The following is a 17,334-nucleotide window of genomic DNA, read 5'->3' on the forward strand; positions in this document are numbered from 1 at the left end:
CTTATTGGCGGTATGAATTGACATGAAAGTTAGCAGATCAATTCCAACGAACCATGATTGGCTAGCTTGCTTCATGTTGCTAATTCAATCCCATGTTCCTTAACTGAACTGTTGAAGGTGTAACAAAAAGGCCGAACATAGGTTCGGCCTGTATTAAAGTATTACGCTAGGGGGCTTTTAATAGGATTTTGGCATTGAAATGACTTTCATTTCAGAAAAGTCTTCAATACCGTATACGCCACCTTCGCGACCGTTGCCTGAGAGCTTGTACCCACCGAAAGGTGACCCTTCAGCGATGTCCGTACCGTTTATACGAACCATCCCCGCACGCAGTTTTTTTGAAATATTGTGGGCTGTCTCTAGGTCGCCTGATTGGACGTATGCCGCGAGTCCATAAGGTGTATCGTTTGCGATACGAACCGCTTCATCTTCATCTTTGTACGGAATAACAACTAATACTGGGCCGAACACCTCTTCTTGGGCAATTCTCATCTCGTTTGTAACATTGCCAAAGACGGTCGGTTTAACATAGTAGCCTGTTTCGAACCCTTCAGGTCGGTCAGCCCCACCCATGAGTAATGTCGCTCCTTCTTCAATACCGGCTTTAATCAGAGTTTGGACTCGGCCAAACTGGACGTCTGACACAACAGGGCCAATGTGCTCACCTTTGAGAAGAGGTGAGCCCACTTCAAATTTGGAGCTTAGCTCTTTTACGGTTTGTAAGGCTTCGTCATATTGTTCTGCACTCACCAGCATTCGAGTTGGTGCGTTACAGCTCTGTCCACTGTTTGAGAAACAATGGGCCATATTCTCATGAATAGCCGCCTTTAAGTCCGCGCTTGGCAGGATGATATTTGGCGACTTTCCTCCTAACTCAAGGGTAACCCGTTTAACGGTAGTCGCTGCATCTTGACTGACTAACACGCCAGCCCGTGTAGAGCCGGTGAATGAAACCATGGAAATGTCAGGATGCTTTGAAATTGCAGAACCCACCTCAGCGCCATCACCATTCACTAGGTTGAACACTCCAGCAGGAACGCCTGCTTCGTCGAGTATTTCGGCCATAAGTAGGGCATTTAGGGGTGTCACTTCAGATGGTTTTAAAACCATAGTGCAACCTGCTGCGATTGCTGGAAAGACTTTCAATGCGATCTGATTGATAGGCCAATTCCATGGTGTGATAAGTCCACAAACGCCAATGGGTTCACGTCGAATGGTATCTCCAACATGATTGGAGGTTTCAAAGTCCATGAGCTTTAGGGCTGCCAGCGTTGCGTCCATATGTAATAAGCCAACCGCACTCTGTGCGTCATGACACAAACTGATGGGAGCCCCCAGTTCGTCACGAATCACTTCGGACATTTCATCATAACGACGAGCGTAGACTTCTCGAATACGAGTGAGCAAAGCCAGACGTTCTTCTTTCGTTGTTTGAGAAAAACTCTCAAAGGCTTTTTTCGCTGCGTCTACAGCGATGTTTACGTCTTCAGTGGATCCCATTGCAATGTCTGCAATTGGGGCTTCGGTGGCTGGGTTGATCACGGCGGCTTTTTTGCTGCCAGCGGGATTTACCCAGTGACCGTTGATATAGAATTTATCTGTTTGAAGTTCAATCATGTTTTACTCCTGTTCATTACCTATAAATTATTAGGTGAACGGCGGTTTTCAATGGCTTCGGCAATGGCGTTGCATAAATCGATGTTTAGTTGGTCCAGTAATCCATCTTCAGGTAATGGCTGAGAAGAAAACTTCACGATTGTGACTTTGCGTTTGGGGTCAACGTATAGCCACTGACCATGGATACCAATGGCCATGCTCTTGTTTGCCCTTTACGATTCTAGTGAGAAAGCTATGAGGATCTCCACTGTAGTCTACGTTGCCTGGTGGATTCCATTCCATTGCTACGCGGTAATGCTCCATCAGCCCTTGTGGGTCTAAGTAGTCTTCTCCAAAATCCACCGACACAAGCATGTCTAGTACCTGATCAACACTTGCATCCCCCCAAGCAGAGTTTGCCAGCTCAGGTATGTAATGGGTCACAGGTAAGTCACGTAACAATGAACCTTCTTCGATCAGTATTCCCGCTAACATACCGACTACTGACTTAGTAATCGAAAAAAGTAAGTGGCGAGATGTTTCGGTGGTTTCATTGAAGTAGAGTTCGCTACCTAGCTTGCCATTTTCGATGACTATCAATGCGTCTGAATAGCTAGCATTTATAGCTTCTTTAGCAGATTGGCCATTTGGCAGAACAATGTCACCTAGCTCGATTTTTGCAGTTGTTTCCCAAGGAAGCGATAGGCTCCCTTTAGCAATAAATTGACCAGTGAACATAGTCAACCTTTTTGTTGAATAAAAGTTCGGTTTTTGCGCCAATGAAGTGGCTAAAAATTGCTCTAAGCAAGAAATTGTAAGGGATCTAGGTGATCAGAAAAATTCATGATTTTTAGAAAGGGGATGTACTAATAATGGGATCTACTGAGGGAGACCAATAAGAATCAAATCTGAGTGATGGTTCTCGCTCTAAGACTTATCTTAGGAATGTGTGCTTGAAAGTTAACAGTACAATTCCATCGACCCAGTGCAAAAAAGCGGATCATTGTGTCGTGTATTCAGTCGGCTATTTATATGAGTATTGGCCGTACTAAGCTATTGATTTTTGACGCTTAACCCCCACCTTTTCTTTAACATCAAAGGAGGTATGACTATGAGTCGTCATTTTGAGCAAGCCGAGGGTTTGTGTGAAGAAAAAGATCCAGCAACCAATGGATTCGTGTTTAACCAGACTATGTTGCGTATTGCGGATCCTGTTCGTTCGCTTGATTTCTACACTCGTGTGATGGGCATGACTTTGCTGCGTAAGCTTGATTTCCCTGAGATGAAGTTCAGTTTGTATTTTTTGACTCACGGTGAAGATTTCTCTGATATTAGCGCCGATGAAAAGGAGCGTACTGCGCAAACCTTTGGTCGTCCGGCGATGTTGGAGTTGACCCACAACTGGGGCGATACGGCGGATACGGTGGAATACCACAATGGCAATAGCGATCCTCGTGGTTTTGGCCACATTGGCTTTCATGTACCAGATCTAGAAGGGGCATGTCAGCGCTTTGAGGACCTGGGAGTGGCATTTCAAAAAAGACTGTCTGATGGCAAGATGAATAACATCGCCTTTATTAAAGACCCAGATGGTTACTGGATTGAGATCTTCGATGCCAATCGTGTACAGAGCTAATCCATACGGTTTCTAAGTTAATACTCATCCATAAAACCATTCAGAGGCGTTTGCCTAACGCCTCTGAGTGGTTTTGCTTCTCTATATCTTTCATTTTTCAGTTATCTATCGGTTTCTCTGTTACACCGAAACCAGCGCTTGCTGTGTCTTTTCGCGTTGGCGCTCGTCTGTATTCTTCCTGCACACCAAAACCTGTTGTCACAATCCGTTGTCAAAACTATACTGTATAAATATACAGTAATTGGGTTTTGCGCATTATGAAGGTCACGTATCTTGGCTCTGCTGAATCAGCCGCTTTTCTTTCGATCAATAAGTTAAACATTCCGCTCTATGTTGAGTCGGTGTCGGCGGGGTTTCCGTCTCCGGCTCAGGACTTTGTGGAGCGCACGTTAGACTTGAACGAGCTGTGTATTCAGCACCCGAGTGCGACCTTTTTTGTTCGTGCTCAAGGGGATTCCATGGTGGAAGCGGGGATTCACTCAGGAGATATCTTGGTAGTGGATCGTTCCTTAACGGCTCGCCATGGGGACATTGTGATTGCGTGTCTGCATGGTGAGATGACGGTGAAAACCCTTGAGTTAAAACCCCATGTCTTGCTGCGTCCGAAAAACAAAGCCTATCGTCCCATTGAGATCACTGAAGAATCCCAGTTGGAGATTTTCGGTGTGGTGACTGGGGTTGTCCGTAAGTTTGAGCGTGGCTGATGAATACCGTCTTTGCTTTGGTGGATTGCAATAACTTCTACGCCAGTTGTGAAAAGCTGTTTCGACCGGATTTGAAGCAGAAACCGATTGTGGTGTTGTCGAATAACGATGGTTGTGTGATTGCTCGCTCTAAAGAAGCCAAGGTATTGGGCATCAAGATGGGGGTGCCGATTTTTCAGGTGCGGGACGACATTATCAAACACGATGTGGTGTGTTTTTCATCTAACTACGCCTTGTATGCAGACATGTCCAATCGGGTAATGACCATCCTAGAGGAAGAAGCGCCTAGGGTTGAGGTGTATTCCATCGATGAAGCGTTTTTGGATCTAACGGGGATCGGCCACACATTAGATGTGTTGGATTTTGGTCGCCACGTGAAAGCGCGAGTAGATAAACACACGGGCATTACCGTTGGCATCGGCATTGCGCCCACTAAAACCCTCGCTAAGCTCGCCAATCATGCGGCCAAAAAGTATCCCGCTACAGGCTCAGTGGTGGACCTGACGGATCGTGCTCGACAAAGGCGCTTAATGGCCTTGGTGGATGTGGGAGATGTGTGGGGTGTTGGGCGTCGTTTAACAGAGAAACTCAAAGCCCGAGGCATTAAGACGGCCTTGGATCTGGCCGATGCCGATCCCAAGAGCATTCGTCGGGAGTTCTCTGTGGTGCTTGAACGGACGGTGCGGGAGCTAAATGGCGTATCTTGTCTGGAGCTTGAGGCGCTAGCACCCACTAAAAAGCAGATTCTATGCAGTCGTTCCTTTGGTCAACGGATTACGGATAAGTCCGAATTACGACAAGCCGTGGCGAAGTATGTGGCCCGAGCTGGAGAGAAACTCAGGGGGGAGAAGCGTCTGGCCCGCGTGATCCAGGTTTTTATTCGCACAGGCGTGTTTAACCCTAATGACCCTCAGTATTCCAATGCCTTGTCTGTGGAGCTGCCTTATCCCACGGATGACACACGGGATTTGTTGGAAGCCGCTGACGTACTGTTTTCACGCATTTATCGGGCAGGTTATCGCTACGCTAAGGCGGGCGTCATGTTGACGGGCTTCTTTGAGCAAGGGGCTTATCAGCAGGACTTCTTTAAGGGATCGCCTGAAAGGCCCCATTCCAAAGCCCTTATGGAGGTGTTGGATCGCATCAACCACAGCGGAAAGGGCACGGTATTCTTCGCTTCCCAGGGCATCACGCCTCAGTGGTCCATGAAGCGGGAGCATTTGTCCCCCGCGTACACCACTCGATGGAGTGACCTGCCGTGTGTTTACTAGAGAGATAGTAGACATTCAATTTGTGCGTCCACTAGCAAGTTCTTTAACTCGGGAAATCTGCACCATAACGGCACTCCATGACATTAAAATGCATTTCGAAGATGGGGTTTTAGTGACGATAAAATTGCCCCACAATATTCATTTCTAACACTATCAATAGGAAGATATGAAATACCTCTCAATATTTGTGATCTCCTTATTTTGTCTTCAGGCCAATGCCGATTATTACAACGGTACCCAAGGGCTGACTGGACAAGCGTTAAAATCAAAATTGCACCAGATTATAGATGGACAAAAGCCTCTCAAATACACCCAGAGTGGCAATGCCGATTGGTTTGATGGCAAAAAAGTCGATGTCTGGGAAGCGCTGGTTTATACGGACTCAGCCTGTCCTGAGGACGCGCCTAAATGTGGTCTAGTACAGCTTTTGTATTTGGATGATGTACGACGAATTGATCAAGCTAATCGCGGTAAAAGTAAGGATGACTCTTGGGATAGGGAGCATGTCTGGCCAAAGTCCCGAGGCTTTGCCAAGCAAAGCCAAGATGGCTACACCGATTTAAATCACCTGCGCCCCTCTGATCGTAATATCAATGGTGCCCATAGCAATTATGGTTACGGGGAGGGGGGCGAGCCAGTGTATGACGAGCTAGCCGATGGTTCTAAAGTATTATCAGGTGCCTACCTTAATAAAGAGAATGAGTCGTTTGAACCACCAGATAGAGCTAAGGGGCAGGTGGCACGTATGGTGTTTTACATGGCCACTCGTTATGAAGCAGGGGACAATGCTTCCCCAGAACTCATGCCAGATTTAGAAGTAGTCCATGGTAATGAAAAGCAAAGTGGCCAACCCACCATTGGCGATCTATGTACTCTAATAAAATGGCACTTTAGATTTCCTGTCACAGCGTTTGAACAAAGACGCAACGATCGAGTTCAGTCACTGCAAGGCAACCGCAACCCCTTTGTTGATCATCCTGAGTTCGTGAATCGGATCTGGCAGCCGGAATGTTCGGGGGGGGAGTGAGTAGCTATCCCATAACCAAAATGCTGATTATGGGACAGCTGTTTTAAATGACAGTTACTGACAGGTATACCCACCATCAATCACCACAGCTTGCCCTGTGATGCCTTTTGCTGATGGGCTTGCGAGGTATAGGCAATAATCAGAAATCTCTGACACGTCCAGCAGACGCTTCTGGGGTACTTTGGACCACATAACTTCTTCCATGACATCTTCTACCGCGATGCCACGGGTTTTAGCCAGGTCTTCCAGCTGGTTGTGTATGAGTGGTGTGTCCACATACCCAGGGCATAGAGCATTGACGGTGACGCCAAACGGTGCGGATTCAAGAGCGGCCACCTTGGTTAGGCCGATCACACCATGTTTGGCGGAGTTGTAGCCAGCCTTGCCACTAAAACCGAGTAATCCATTAACAGACGCCATATTAATGATGCGTCCGAAGCCTTGAGCCTTCATGCTAGGCATGAGCTTTTTAATGGCGATAAATGGCGCAACCAACATAATGTCAATCAGCTGGCGGTAGCGCTCAGTGGGGAAGTCTTCAATCAGCGCAACATGTTGCATGCCGGCATTATTGATTAAAATATCTACCTGACCAAAGCGCTCAATGGCTTTATCGATGGCGGCCTCAAAGACTTTTTCATCAGACACGTCACTTTGTAAAAAGCACAACTGAGCCGAAAAGTCCTCTAAATTACGGCTCATTTTATCCAATGCGTCTTGATTGAAATCTATAACGGCCACATTTGCCTCTTGCTTAAGAAAGGCCAAAGCGATTTCTAAGCCTATTCCGCTGGCAGCACCAGTAATTAAAACGGTTTGATTTTTCATGATGTATTTCCTTTTTAGTTAACGTCCATAAAGGTGGTATTGCTTGTTAGTGCAGGTCCTCCTATTAATTTGCGTACATGGCTTGAGGTAGCCAGAGCACGATATTTGGGAAATAAAACACTAGGGCAACGGCTAACAGTTGTAACAAGATGAAAGGGATGACCCCCTTATAAATGTCTAAGGTGGTAACACTTGGCGGTGCGACGCCTTTTAGATAAAACAGGGAGAAGCCCACCGGGGGCGTTAAGAAGGAAGTCTGTAGCGCTAAAGCAAAGAGCACCACAAACCAGACAAGGTCGAAACCAAGTGCCACCACCACAGGGCCTACTAATGGCAATAGAATCAAGCTGATTTCCAGCCAATCCAAAAAGAAACCGGCAATGAAGGTAATCAATAAGATCACGATGACAATGCCAGCTGACGATAGGGGAATGCTTTGCAAACTATCGCTGATGAATTCATCGCCGCCCAGGTTTCGCAGCACCACGGCAAAGGCTGTGGCGCCAAGGAAAATACCGAACACAAAAGCTGTGGTAATCGTGGTGCGGCGACACACATCTGCCAGCATAGGGAAAGAGAAACGCTTGTTTAAAATGGCCAGTAAGGTCGCACCTAAGGCGCCAACCCCAGCCGCCTCCGTGGGAGAAACGATCCCCATAAAGATGGAGCCTAATACTGCCAAGATCAAACCCAAGGGTGGGATGACAGCAAGTAAGGTCTCTTTGATCAGTCCCCAGGTTACAGGAGGCAAATCCGTTGGGAGTTCACAGGCTTTTGGATTCAGATAGGCACTGGCAATCACATAGATAATATATAGACAGCCTAACAGTAGACCTGGGATCAAGGCGCCCATGAATAAACTGCCCACAGACAAAGAGAGCTGATCGGCCATGATGATCAGCATGATGCTAGGCGGAATTAAAATGCCTAAGGTGCCAGAAGAGGCAACGATGCCGCTGGCAAAGGATTTGGAATAGTTTTGTTGCAACATCACAGGCATTGAGAGCATGGCGAGCAGTACAACAGAGGCTCCGACGATCCCTGTGGAGGCGGCAAAGAGAATACCAATCAAGATGACCGCCACACCTAAACCACCACGGAATCGGCCAAACAAGCGGACAAAGTTGACCATGAGCTTTTCCGCAATACCAGAGCGCTCAAGCATGAGCCCCATGAATACAAACATGGGCAAGGCCACCAGTATCCAATTTGTCATTTGGGCATAGATTCGTTGCACAAACAAACCATAAACACGCCAACTGGTCATGAAATAGGTGTCCCAATTTAGGTACTCATAAGTCACGATACCGATAACGCTGAATATCACGGCCAGCCCAGCAAGAATCCAAGCGACTGGGAAGCCAGTAAAGAGCAAAGCAATAAAGCTGCCTAGCATGGCAATAACGAGCATTTCATTTGTTTCTAGCATGTGACCCCCTATACCGATGCGGTGGATTTAGGTTGGCGTAGTAAGGCGAAACAGCGCAGCCAACGTGAAAATGCCGCCAGTGTCAGTAAGGCAAATGCAATCGCCACGGTAGACTTGATGAGCCAGCGCATGGGTAAACCTCCGGGGGCAGAGGACACTTCACTTAAACGATAAGAACGAGTAATAAAAGGCAGAGAGTAATCGAAGACGATGAGGCAGAAAGGCAAGAGTAAAAGGCTTAATCCGAGCAGCTCAATGGTTGCTCGGGTTCTTAGATGACAGCGCTCAACCAAGGTGTCTACCCGCACATGGCCATCGTGGGTTAAGCAATAAGATAAGCCAAGCATGAAGCCGATGGCATACAGGTGCCATTGCAACTCCTCTAGAGCAACAAAGTTGACACTGAAAATATAGCGCATCAGGGTGTTGGCAACGATTAAAAGCATTAAAAGCACCCACACAAACGAGACGTTGCGACCAATGATTTCAATCACTCGGTCAATAGCACGACTGAGTCGAGTGTGGGGGAGCGTTGACCAAGTAGTGTCCGACAATTTTGCCTCAATGGCTTTTAGGTCCTGAGATATCTCATGGTTCGACATAATAAAAATTCCAACATCAGAAGTTAGCAAACAAGGCCAGCAGCACTGGCTCATGGCAGGGCCGATTAGGCATGGATTAAGAGCTAGTTTTGATGCCAATCACGGGGTAAATAGCCGTAGTTTTTCCAAGCACTGTGTTCTTCTTGGAAAGCTTTCATGGATGCATAAATCTCTGCGAATTCTTTATTGCTGGCGGAACGACGAGCCATAACGGTCTCGGTCGCTTTCTCAAAAGCTTTTAGGATCTCAGGTGAATACTGGTGCAGCTGGACACCCTTAGACTCAAAGTCGTTGATAACGGCGCCTTGCATGGCTTCTGATTTGGCAATGGAGTAGGTGTTTGCCGCCATACAAGTGGTTTCAATAAGAGATTGGGTGGATGGATTTAAGTCCTTCCAGCTGTCCAGATTAATATACAAAAACAGGTTGGTGCTTGGCTGATGCCAACCAGGAAGGTAGTAATGCTTGGCGACTTGGTAGAACCCTAATTGCTGATCGACCGTGGGGATGGAAAATTCAGTGCCGTCAATCACGCCTGTTTCAAGGGCCTGATATAATTCGCCACCTGGAAGCACGGTCACGGACATGCCCATTTCAGCCATGATCTCTCCGCCCAGCCCCGCGGCTCGAAATTTGATGCCTTTCATATCCTCTGGGGTCTTTACTTCTTCTCTAAACCAGCCTGCTGCTTCCGAGCTGACGGTACCACACGAAATCGGATAGACATTGTGGGGTTCGTACAAAGCTTTGAGCAATCCATCTCCCCCATGGAAGTACAACCATGCGGTAAATTCGTTAGATTCAAGGCCGAAGGGGGTGGCGCCAAAGAGAGCAGAGGCGGGGACTTGACCTGATTCGTATCCCATCCATGAAAATCCTGCATCAATGGTACCAGTACTGACATTTTCAAAGACGCCCAGAGCAGGGATCAAAGAGTTTGGTTCAAACACTTGAAGTCTTATACGACCATCACTTATCTCTTCAAGTCGTCTGGAAACGTCCGTCATGGTGTCTCCGAGTATGGCAAGTGAAGAGGAGATTGGCATAGGAATTTGCCAGCGAATTCTGTCTAGCTCTGCAAACGAGGGCGTAGAGATGAAAGCAACTGATGCACAAGTGGCAGCGATAAAAGTGTTCTTCATAGTCTGATCCTAGCTTTATTGTTTTTCTAAAGCCTGCATGGATGAAGTGCAGGCGAACGACGTATCGAAAAAAAGTCGTATCAATAAAGATGCCATGAGATTAAAAGCCTTATAAAACAGATCTCTATGAGATTTTTTGCTGTTTAATAGGGAAGAGAGAGTGATTGAAAATCCGAAATTCCGGATGGTTTAGGTGATTAAAAATAGGGATGGCGTCCGAATAATCAGACTAAGTCCGATTATTCGGAAAAAATTAATGATTTACTTATAGTTCGTGCTTTTGGAGCTTTTCGTACAGGGTTGATTTGCTAATGCCTAATTGTTTAGCAGCCAAAGTGCGGTTGCCATAGGCGTTGTTTAAGGCTTGTTTAATCGCCTGCTTCTCGGCTCGATCTAGTTGCTCTTTAAGGGTGCCGGACAGAATTGGGCTATTGGTGTGTAAGGACGACGAAAATTCGTCTTGGCTGGCAGCCTGACGAACATTGGCAGGAAGCAGGGATAATGGGATTTTATGTTCCTGGGTTGTAAAAAATGCCGCTTCTAAAACATTCTCAAGTTCACGAATATTACCTGGCCAATGATATTCCAGAAGAGCCGTCATGGCTTGGGCGGTCAGTTTGGGAGCGCGACGACCTGTACGGCGGGATAAGGCGTGTAAAAAGTGTTCAGTTAACTTGGCAATGTCCTCAGGGCGTTCCCGCAAGGGAGGCAAAGAGATGTTTACCACATTAATTCGATAATACAGGTCTTCTCTAAACTCACCACTGCGGATCAGGTCCTCCAAAGGGCGGTGGGTAGCGGTGATCAAGCGAATATCGATAGGCGTTGGGGAATGGCTGCCGATTGCTTCGACCTCGCGCTCTTGTAAGGCTCGTAGTAATTTGGCCTGCATTGATAGGGGGAGTTCGCCAATTTCGTCTAAAAATAATGTGCCTTTGTTGGCCAATTGAAACTTTCCGGCTTTACCGCCCTTTCTCGCGCCGGTAAAGGCGCCATCCAAGTACCCAAAAAGTTCGCTTTCTAATAAGTTTTCGGGGATCGCAGCACAGTTTACCTTGATAAAAGGGGCGTCAGAGCGTTCTGATAGATGGTGGATGGCATGGGCATAAAGCTCTTTGCCGGTACCAGACTCTCCTCGTAATAGGACAGTGACATCACCGGATGCCACTTGAGTGATGGTCTGATTCAATTCTTTTATGGCTTTGCTCTCGCCAACAACATCTGTCAGGCGATAGTAACTTGTGGACGAATCTTTATGGGGGCTTTGGCTTTGCGGAAGTGGCGTCTGCTCTGCCATGAGGGCTTTTATGTGGCTATTTATTCGCTTCCATTGGTAGGTGTCGTTGAAAATAGCAATGCCCACTGCGCCAATCACAGTGCCTTGATCAATGATAGGGTAGCGGCTTGCGATCATGTTACTGTCGCGAATCTTTTGTATGGACAGCCGCTCGGCAACCCCTTTTTGAATAACTAGATGCATACGCGTGTTTTCGATCACATCCGTCACTTTCTTGCCTTTTACCTCCTCCGCATTCACTCCTAGAAACCGCGCATAGGGCCGATTCATAAAGAAGATACGGGCGTTTTGGTCAACCACTAATATCCATTCTTCAAGTGTGTCTAGGATGGCTCGATAGGCATCGGCAGCTTGTCTGAGTTTTTTGGGTGTGGATGTCATTCTTGGTATGAGCCTTTGTTTGCCATCTTGCTAGTTTAATCGGTGTTGTGTTTAGACGTCGAACGCTTAGAAAGAGTTCATTCAAAGAATAGCCTAGGGTGTTCGCCATGAGATTAGGCAAGCCCACCCAAAATATTGATTGAATCACTGAAATATCATCATGTAACTAAGTGAGCCTCAGGGGTAATAATTACATGAAATGTAGCCTTTTGTATCTAAAGTCTTAGATATGACAAGCATCGTGATAGCCGACACCTGAAGAATTGATTAAAAAAAGTACTGAAAAATATCAATTTTATTTGTGTTTCTGTTTTTAATTGATCCAGATCAATAGTTAAGTTCTCTCTAATGTTTTTCGGTAATATTCCGTAACATTTCACTATCATAAATTTTTGGGCTTGGCATTATTACGCGATCTAATACCAGCTTATAAAAGTTATTTATGGTGACATCATGAGAATGAATCTCCCTGTGAGTCAAAATGAGCGCACGTTTTCAAAAGACACTCAGTTAATTTCGACGACAGATTTAAAAGGACGGATCACAAGTTTTAACCAAGCGTTTGTGGATATATCCGGCTATCAAGCAAATGAACTGCTAGGGCAGCCTCACAACCTTGTACGTCATCCAGATATGCCCGCAGCAGCGTTTAATAATATGTGGGAGACCTTGAAATCTGGGCGCTCTTGGATGGGCTTGGTTAAAAACCGTTGTAAGAATGGTGATTTTTATTGGGTCGATGCTTACGTCATGCCCATGTACAAGGATGGGCAGGTAGTGGGTTATGAATCCGTTCGTTCTTGTCCTAAACGTGAAGATGTTAAACGTGCAGAAGCCATTTACCAAGGGATTCAAAAACCTAGCCCTCTGGACAAGCTTAAACTGCTTAAAAATGGCTGGAGTTTGTTTGCAGTCTCCTTGATCGCCTTAATTTTGTCTTATGCATACGCTGGACTTTTGCCGACCATAATATTGGCGCTTTTATGTAGCATTGTCATGAATGCCTCGACGGTGTATCAGCATCGTAAAAACCTCAATGAGTTAAAAAGTTATTTAGGGCCTAAAGCCTTTCAAGATCCATTAATTGCCAAAACCTATTCCAGCGTTTCTGGCGAATCAGGTCGAATTGCAATGGGGATCAAGTCACTTCATAGCCGTATGATCACTATTTTGACCCGGATTGAAGAATCCAGTGCCACGGTGGAGGAGCAAATGAATGCCTGTCACCAGCGGTTAGCACAGGGACAGGCCAAGATCGCTGATCAGAACGATCAAACAAATTTGGTGGCAACCGCCATGACGGAGCTCTCGTCTACCACAGAAGAAGTGTCTCGCCATGTGACTGAGACCGCGGAGTTTACTAAGGCGGGTGCGGATCTTACCCAAGAAGCTGCTTTATTAGGAGGCAAAGTCAAAGGGTCGATTAGCCAGCTCAGACAGCAGGTACAGGAAGTGGAAACGGCGATCCAAGGGGTTCAATCCTTAACAGATAATATCTACACCGCCACTCAATCCATCGATCAAATTGCCGAGCAAACGAATTTATTGGCATTGAATGCGGCCATTGAAGCGGCGCGAGCAGGGGAACATGGTCGCGGCTTTGCTGTGGTGGCTGACGAGGTGCGTAATCTTGCGAGCAAGACTCAAAGTCTAACCCAGAACATTGGTGAGCAGATTAACCTGCTTAAGCAAAGTGTGACCGAATCGTCTGAGCTTGCCCATAAGGGGGGCGAAGCCTCTGTACACAGCATGACTTTGGTGGAGGAAGAAGAACACCTAATTCATACGGTTGCAGAACGCATGGAAGATATTTCGGAACGCACCATGCAAATGTCATCCACTTCGTTGCAACAAGTGACGGTCATTGAAGACACCAGTGGGCAGGTAGTACGTATTGCCCAGTTGTCACACGAGAATAAAGATTTAATGGAAGAGCTCAGCCAAGCAGTCGCGGCGTCTAAAAACTCCACCGTTGATCTACATAATTTGGTGCAGCGTTTTAGGAGCTAGGACATGAGTGAAAAGGGATTTTTATACGAGGCGCTGTTCAACTCTGCTGCAGATGGCATCATTATCATCAACTATAGAGGGGTGATTGAATCATTTTCCCCCGCTGCAGAAACTCTTTTCGGCTACTCGGCAAAGGAAGTTGTGGGACAAAACGTCTCTATCCTGATGCCATCGGATGTAGGGCTGAAACATGATGAATATCTCCACAATCACTTGGTCACAGGTAAAACGGAGATCATTGGCCGTGGCCGTGAAGTGGTCGCGCGCCGTAAGAATGGCGAAGTGTTTGACATGCACTTGTCTGTTGGGCGCTCTTTAGACTCCCAGAGTAAGCCATCCTTTGTCGGCATCTGCCATGATTTGACCCAATACAAAACAGCGGTTAATCAACTTAAGCGGGTGGATACGCGCTATAAGAGTGTGTTTGACAGCCAAGGGCTTTACATTGTGCGTATGACCTTAAACGGTCAGATCATGTTGACCAACCGTACCTTTGATAATGTCTTTGCTCAGCATGGTCTTACCATGGAAAAGAACTTTGTTGATTGCCTGCTAGAAAGCAATCAAGAGGAGTTTAAAAACCGAGTGGCATTACTGACTCTGCGAAATGAAAAGGAATTTAAGCTACCGTTAACATTGAAAGTAGGGGCAGAGCGCACGGAAGTCGAGTGGTGGATTCGTCAAGTGACAGATCAAGATGGCGCCCATATCCAAGCAGTTGGCATTGACGTGTCCGAAAAAGTGTTTGCGGCAAACGAAGCGTATTTTCTCAAGCATTTCGATAAGGTCACTAAGCTGCCAAATATCGAATTTCTGCGTAAGAAGTTCATTGCGACTGATATGCGCAACGATCTTTCTACCTATGTCTTTGTTCAGATTGAGCTGATCAAGTTTAAGCGTATGGCCAAGTTGGATGGTTACTCCGCCGTGGATGAAAAACTACGTCATATTGCGACCATCTTTGAAAGTGATGACAACATCATCATGGCCAGTCGTATTACCGAATATGGCTTCCTTGTGGTGTGCTCACTGCCAAAGACCTGTGACGTTCAACAATATGTGGAAGCGCATTTATCAAAGCTGCAGCAACTGATGAATCAACACGCCATCATTGAGACGGAGTTGCGCTCTGGTTGTGCCATTTATCAGGCGGGTGAGAGCTTTGATGATGTGGTATTACGCTCTGAAATGGCCTTGTCTTACGCGTTACAAGAAGACGTGTTTTACGCGCTTCATAATGAGAAGATTCAGCAAGGGTATGAACGCGCGAAAAGTGTCGAACGTAAACTTGTTAAAGCCTTGGAGTTTGGCCATTTAAAAGTGCATTTGCAGCCTAAGATTGATCTGAAAACCAACCAAGTCTGCGGCTTTGAAGCGCTGATGCGATGGTATGACGATGTACTGGGGTTTGTTAGCCCGATAGAGATCATCAAGGTTGTTCATGACCTAGACCTTTATTTGGAGCTGGATAAATACATTATCAGTGAAACATTAGACACTCTTAGTGACCATCAGGACTTATTTAGTCATGAGACGCCTGTGGCGATCAACATTTCTGCCAAGAGCTTTGTGCATCGTTCAGTGATCGACCATCTTGTGTACGGTTTGTATGATCGAGGCTTAAAACCAAAAATGATCGAAGTGGAAGTGACGGAAGACGCTGTGCTATCCATTGGTGATGCGGTCAAGGCAAACGCCGAGATACTACAGACTCACAACATCGGCATTTGTTTAGATGACTTTGGTACGGGGTACTCAGCATTAAGTTATTTGATGAAATTGCCTTTAGACAACCTGAAAATCGACCGAGCCTTTGTCAACGAAGTTAAGTCGAACCGGGGGCGCGTCATGCTGGAATCTATCATCGCCATTGCCAAGTCCATCAACCTGACGGTGACGGCAGAGGGCATAGAAGATCCAGAACAAGCGGAAATCCTGCGAGCCATGGGATGTGATTTCGCTCAAGGGTTCTTATATTCCAAAGCCTTACCCATCGAGACGCTTAAGCAATTTCTTTCGGAGCATCACTAGTGTGTCCTGACTAGAAAAGCGTTGGACCGGAAAAGCCTGCTTTAGAGCAGGCTTTTTTATTGGTGTATCTAAATAGCTTGGGAAGGGGTTTGACCCAATCAGAGGAATAAAAGACAATCAGTAAAACGTTTAACTTTGTGCTTGTAAAACGTTTTACTGATTGCTAGTATGGCCTTAGTAAATCGTTTTACAGAACAATAAATAGAAGCAAATAACGATGAAAAAACCTTCCATAAAAGACGTGGCGCAGCATGCAGGTGTCTCCACAGCAACGGTTTCAAACGTGTTTTCTGGCCGTAAGCCAGTGAACGACGATTTGAAAGACCGTGTGCGTGCCGCTGCTGAGCAATTAGGCTATCAAGCCAATCGCGCGGCGTCTCAGCTTCGTTCACAACGTAATCATGTTGTGGCTGTTCTGGTGCCAAACCTAACGGACACCTTTTTCGCAAAAATTATTTCCAATCTTGAAAACCTAGCTTTTTCCCAAGGCTATGATGTGATTGTTGCCAGCTCCCACGATCGTCTTGATGTGGAAGAATCCCGGATCAAAGCGCTGCTACGTTGGCAGCCTGCTGGCATGATTGCCATTCCTTGTTCAGGGGAGCTACCAGCAAGTATCGCCGCGTTAAAAGAGACCTCTCCAGTGGTCATGGTGGACCGTGTTTCTGTGGAGGGTTGCCCATTTGATACGGTGACCATAGACAACTATCAATCTGGTGTAGACGCTGGGCAATTCCTAGCGGATCAAGGCCATCAAAAGGTGTTGATTGCGGCCTCAAATCTTGACCATCCGCCGATTCAAAATCGTGCTCAAGGTTGCTTTGATACCGTGCAAAAATTGGGTGGTCATTGTGAAATCCTAGCTCTTGGCTCGGATCTTGATGAAGGGGCTAAGGTCGTTGGTGACTGGCTTGATAACAATGAGCCTCCCACAGCCATTTTTGGCCTAACAAACGTCACCACTCTAAGCGTGTTAACGGCCATGGCAGATCGTGGCATACGTGTTTGTGATCACATTTCTGTGGTGGCGCACGATGATTACGCTTGGATGTCAGCCCGCAGTGCGAGCTTAACCGTGATGCAACAACCAGTTGATGACATTGCTAAAACAGCGTGGCAAAGATTGATTGATCGAATAGAGAGTGATGGAGTTAACCATGCGCCCCAGAGCAGTGTGCTCGAAGCGCATTTAGTTAAACGCAAGTCAGTTAAAAACCTAAAAGGAGGAATGTAAGCACGACGCAGTATCGATAACGCCCTGAACCGACTAAACAAGCGTTGATTAACCAACATTATACTTTGGCGAGGACAATGTTGTATTAACCATACAATGCTTCGTTTAGTAATCCAATAGAAAGACTATTTTTTCTTGATGATGAT

The 17,334-nt window shown here is 46.4% G+C and carries 15 protein-coding genes; 7 read left to right on the top strand and 8 right to left on the bottom strand.

The annotated features are described in order from the left end of the window. Nucleotides 1-177: 177 nt before the first annotated feature. From ACZ5DR_RS13195 to ACZ5DR_RS13205, 3 genes are read right to left on the bottom strand one after another with little or no spacing between them, the layout of a single operon-like run. Nucleotides 178-1,617 carry an aldehyde dehydrogenase family protein gene (locus tag ACZ5DR_RS13195; RefSeq protein ID WP_377366944.1) on the bottom strand — a complete coding sequence of 480 codons (1,440 nt, stop codon included), beginning with the start codon at nucleotides 1,615-1,617 and terminating at the stop codon, nucleotides 178-180. Between the two features lie 20 nt (nucleotides 1,618-1,637). Beyond that, nucleotides 1,638-1,814 carry a hypothetical protein gene (locus ACZ5DR_RS13200; protein ID WP_377366946.1) on the bottom strand — a complete coding sequence of 59 codons (177 nt, stop codon included), beginning with the start codon at nucleotides 1,812-1,814 and terminating at the stop codon, nucleotides 1,638-1,640. After that, nucleotides 1,777-2,334, bottom strand: a complete 558-nt coding sequence (locus tag ACZ5DR_RS13205; RefSeq protein ID WP_377366948.1) for a serine hydrolase domain-containing protein — start codon at nucleotides 2,332-2,334, stop codon at nucleotides 1,777-1,779. Before ACZ5DR_RS13205 ends, ACZ5DR_RS13200 begins: the two co-directional genes overlap by 38 nt. 373 nt (nucleotides 2,335-2,707) lie before the next feature. On the opposite strand from ACZ5DR_RS13205, the gene gloA reads away from it, so the two are divergent. The 4 genes from gloA (at nucleotide 2,708) to ACZ5DR_RS13225 (ending at nucleotide 6,234) form a co-directional block, all read left to right on the top strand. Further along, nucleotides 2,708-3,232 (top strand): lactoylglutathione lyase, encoded by a 525-nt coding sequence (gloA, locus tag ACZ5DR_RS13210; RefSeq protein WP_377366950.1) that lies wholly within the window; start codon nucleotides 2,708-2,710, stop codon nucleotides 3,230-3,232. A 257-nt stretch (nucleotides 3,233-3,489) separates the two neighbouring features. Beyond that, complete coding sequence (gene umuD / locus ACZ5DR_RS13215) at nucleotides 3,490-3,936, top strand: translesion error-prone DNA polymerase V autoproteolytic subunit (RefSeq protein WP_377366952.1); 447 nt, start codon at nucleotides 3,490-3,492, stop codon at nucleotides 3,934-3,936. Beyond that, nucleotides 3,936-5,207: a translesion error-prone DNA polymerase V subunit UmuC gene (gene umuC / locus ACZ5DR_RS13220; RefSeq protein ID WP_377366954.1), complete on the top strand. Its 1,272-nt coding sequence runs from the start codon at nucleotides 3,936-3,938 to the stop codon at nucleotides 5,205-5,207. Before umuD ends, umuC begins: the two co-directional genes overlap by 1 nt. A gap of 166 nt (nucleotides 5,208-5,373) precedes the next feature. Next, nucleotides 5,374-6,234 (top strand): endonuclease I family protein, encoded by an 861-nt coding sequence (locus tag ACZ5DR_RS13225; RefSeq protein ID WP_377366956.1) that lies wholly within the window; start codon nucleotides 5,374-5,376, stop codon nucleotides 6,232-6,234. Nucleotides 6,235-6,288: 54 nt separating this feature from the next. Here ACZ5DR_RS13225 and ACZ5DR_RS13230 read toward each other — a convergent pair whose 3' ends face one another. The 5 genes from ACZ5DR_RS13230 to ACZ5DR_RS13250 form a co-directional block, all read right to left on the bottom strand. Further along, a complete protein-coding gene (locus ACZ5DR_RS13230) occupies nucleotides 6,289-7,062 on the bottom strand; it encodes a 3-hydroxybutyrate dehydrogenase (RefSeq protein ID WP_377366958.1) in 774 nt (257 codons plus the stop codon). A gap of 64 nt (nucleotides 7,063-7,126) precedes the next feature. Continuing rightward, nucleotides 7,127-8,491, bottom strand: coding sequence for a TRAP transporter large permease (locus tag ACZ5DR_RS13235; protein ID WP_377366960.1), 1,365 nt, complete (start codon nucleotides 8,489-8,491; stop codon nucleotides 7,127-7,129). A gap of 8 nt (nucleotides 8,492-8,499) precedes the next feature. Next, a complete protein-coding gene (locus ACZ5DR_RS13240) occupies nucleotides 8,500-9,093 on the bottom strand; it encodes a TRAP transporter small permease subunit (RefSeq protein WP_377366962.1) in 594 nt (197 codons plus the stop codon). 83 nt (nucleotides 9,094-9,176) lie between these two features. Continuing rightward, nucleotides 9,177-10,235: a TRAP transporter substrate-binding protein gene (locus ACZ5DR_RS13245; protein ID WP_377366964.1), complete on the bottom strand. Its 1,059-nt coding sequence runs from the start codon at nucleotides 10,233-10,235 to the stop codon at nucleotides 9,177-9,179. A 265-nt stretch (nucleotides 10,236-10,500) separates the two neighbouring features. After that, a complete protein-coding gene (locus tag ACZ5DR_RS13250) occupies nucleotides 10,501-11,913 on the bottom strand; it encodes a sigma-54 interaction domain-containing protein (RefSeq protein WP_377366965.1) in 1,413 nt (470 codons plus the stop codon). 453 nt (nucleotides 11,914-12,366) lie between these two features. Here ACZ5DR_RS13250 and ACZ5DR_RS13255 point away from each other — a divergent pair, with 453 nt between their 5' ends. The 3 genes from ACZ5DR_RS13255 (at nucleotide 12,367) to ACZ5DR_RS13265 (ending at nucleotide 17,188) form a co-directional block, all read left to right on the top strand. Beyond that, complete coding sequence (locus ACZ5DR_RS13255) at nucleotides 12,367-13,923, top strand: methyl-accepting chemotaxis protein (RefSeq protein WP_377366967.1); 1,557 nt, start codon at nucleotides 12,367-12,369, stop codon at nucleotides 13,921-13,923. A gap of 3 nt (nucleotides 13,924-13,926) precedes the next feature. Next, nucleotides 13,927-15,954 (top strand): EAL domain-containing protein, encoded by a 2,028-nt coding sequence (locus ACZ5DR_RS13260; RefSeq protein ID WP_377366969.1) that lies wholly within the window; start codon nucleotides 13,927-13,929, stop codon nucleotides 15,952-15,954. Nucleotides 15,955-16,171: 217 nt separating this feature from the next. Then, nucleotides 16,172-17,188, top strand: a complete 1,017-nt coding sequence (locus tag ACZ5DR_RS13265) for a LacI family DNA-binding transcriptional regulator (protein ID WP_377366971.1) — start codon at nucleotides 16,172-16,174, stop codon at nucleotides 17,186-17,188. Nucleotides 17,189-17,334: the final 146 nt, after the last annotated feature.

The sequence above is a fragment of the Marinomonas vaga genome (genome assembly GCF_055388305.1).